Source organism: Iodobacter sp. CM08 (assembly GCF_033446605.1).
Taxonomy (GTDB): domain Bacteria; phylum Pseudomonadota; class Gammaproteobacteria; order Burkholderiales; family Chitinibacteraceae; genus Iodobacter.
Genome location: NZ_JAWQUO010000088.1, coordinates 1 through 2480 on the forward strand (window position 1 = coordinate 1; position 2480 = coordinate 2480).

The 2480-nt window shown below is 44.1% G+C and carries 2 protein-coding genes; both read right to left on the bottom strand.

Annotated features, from left to right (window positions below):
* Nucleotides 1-380 precede the first annotated feature (380 nt).
* Nucleotides 381-1241: a 4-hydroxybenzoate octaprenyltransferase gene (gene ubiA / locus R6242_RS22115; protein WP_318431040.1), complete on the bottom strand. Its 861-nt coding sequence runs from the start codon at nt 1239-1241 to the stop codon at nt 381-383.
* A gap of 104 nt (nt 1242-1345) precedes the next feature.
* A complete protein-coding gene (locus tag R6242_RS22120) occupies nt 1346-1891 on the bottom strand; it encodes a chorismate--pyruvate lyase family protein (RefSeq protein ID WP_318431042.1) in 546 nt (181 codons plus the stop codon).
* Between the last annotated feature and the right edge of the window lie 589 nt (nt 1892-2480).

Genomic DNA, 2480 nt, shown 5'->3' on the forward strand with positions numbered 1-2480 from the left:
AGGACAGTGAAACACCTTAGCGCCGATGATAGTGCAGATTACCTGTGTGAAAGTAGGTCATCGCCAGACACCTTATGTAGTAAACAAAACCCCCGTACTCGAAAGAGGCGGGGGTTTTGCTTTGTGCGCAAGAAAGAGGTGTATGGGCGAAAACAAGCGATAGTTGGTGCTTATTTACTACACTACTTTGCGCTATCCATGCATTAAAAAGGCTCACGCCAACCTTAGCTGCATGTTCACGAGGGGGTTGTGCTGAAATCTTTTATGCCTGAGGCTCAACGCCGCTTCTTTAGATTAAATATTTAAGGTTTAGTTTTGATAAATAAAGAAGGCGAATACGTTGTGCCGTATTCGCCTTCTTGGATTCTATCTATTTAATCTTAATGCTTTAGCCAGTAATCCAGCACGATGCCGATAAAAATGATTGCCCCAACTCGGTTATTGCTTAAAAAAGCTTTAAAACAATCCGCAGGTTCGCGGGCCATGATTTGGCTGTATTGTTGCAGACACAGGCCGCTGGCAATAATTAGGGAAGTAAAGTAGATAGGGCCGCGTTGGCTGCTAAAACCTAGGTAAACCATGGTGGCAATAAAGCCGATAAAGCACAGCATAATGGCGGTGACGTCGAAGCGGCCAAAGGTGATGGCTGAAGTTTTAATGCCAATTTTTAAATCATCAGCACGGTCAACCATTGCATACTCGGTATCGTAAGCAATAGTCCATAAAATATTGGCCAAGAGTAAGATCCAGGCAAAAGCGGGTACGCTATTGGTTTGCGCGGCAAAGGCCATGGGAATGCCGAAGCCAAAAGCGATGCCAAGATAAGCTTGTGGTAGGGCTAAAAAACGCTTGGTGAATGGGTAAGAGACAGCTAAAAAAACTGCAGGGATAGTAAGTAAAAGTGTTAGTTTGTTTAAAGGTAATACTAATAAAAAAGCGCTGAGGGCTAAGGCTGCAGCAAGCCAAAGCGCTTCTTTGGGCCGTACTTCGCCAGAAACCAGTGGCCTAGCTTGGGTACGCTCAACGTGGCCATCAAAATTACGATCGGCATAATCATTAATAACGCAGCCAGCAGCGCGCATTAAAAAAGTACCTAGGCAAAAAATAAGCAGCAGCAGTGGATCTGGACGGCCGTTGCTGGCAAACCAGAGTGCCCAGAGCGTAGGCCAGAGCAGTAATAAGGTTCCGATTGGTTTATCGATGCGCATGAGGCGTGCGTAAGCTGAAATGCGTGATGACATAGAGAAAGGCGCTATTAAGAAGTGTCTATAAGCTTACTTTACTGATCAATATCAGCTGGAGAAGTAAGGACAATTTATGGCCAAAGTAGCCTAGTGCGCTTAGCTTATTGAGCTACTTGTTTACAATCGATGCTGGATAAGAATACTTCTGTAACCAGTAGTTTATCGCAGCCAGAGTAAAATACTGAACGCCTTGCCCATAGTCTTTGCGGTAAATTTCCTACTGCAGCTTGCGCTTTTTGCCAGAGTGGGTGGTATGGATCTATCCTGCACCAGCTTAGGTTTGAGCGTTGTATTTTAGGGTCAGCAAAAAGTAAGGCTCCCAAGGGGCGGCTACCACTACGGCCAAATAGGTGGAAGCCTTTGCGTAAGGCAGAGGCGGTGGTAATGCTGTGGGCGTATACCAGTGGCCTCTGATTACTTTGTAATAAAACTTCACGACAGGCGATATTTTGTTGGCGTGCAACAGGGCCTAAGCAATCCATTTCATCTAAATGGGCCGCTTGCCAACCCTGAAAAATGACGTGTACTGATATATTGGGAAAGTGTGCCATCAGCATTGCGGTGAGCGAGCCTCTCTCTGTAAGCCAATGGCGTAAATGCCGTGGGGCAAGACAGAGTGGGGTGCGCCAGTGTTGCAGCAAAGACATAAAAACACGCCAAGGGACATGAAACGTCGATTATAAGCAGTGCCTGTGGGATTGTGTACTGACGTGGCGGTTTATATAGAAATTTCTAACTCAAAATGGATTGAAATGAGTTGGATGACCATTAATTATGATATTGAATTGTTTTTTAGCCAATATTGTGCGGCGTTTAATTGATTAGAAGGGTGAGGGTATTGCCCAATTTTATATGCTTCCTTTTGAATGGGCACAAAATGGTCGATATAGCTATTGAGATGATTTTGATAATGTGAAAAGAAATAGGCTGGATCTATGCCATTTTTATACTGAAAATCCTGAGAAGAAAGCGTCTTTATTGTTTCAAGCTTTATTTAAAAAAGCGTAAATTATGACATTGTGCATTTAGATTGAAGGATAGAGCAGGGTGATTTAGCCGCTTGAGCTACATCATACAACTTGATTTATTCCAAGTAGGGTTGGCGTATTCTTTTACCTGATTATGTCTCTTGCTCAATTAAGGCTTGAAATACCCCTCTTGGACAAGGTTTAGCCTGCATCACGGCTTTGAGTAATCGAGGAATCAGAGCGCACAGGTCTGCTCGACGATTGAAAC

Excerpts from the sequence above, each read along its gene's own strand:
- ubiA (WP_318431040.1), bottom strand. The coding sequence starts at position 1,241 with ATGTCATCACGCATTTCAGCTTACGCACGCCTCATGCGCATCGATAAA.
- R6242_RS22120 (WP_318431042.1), bottom strand. The coding sequence starts at position 1,891 with ATGTCTTTGCTGCAACACTGGCGCACCCCACTCTGTCTTGCCCCACGG.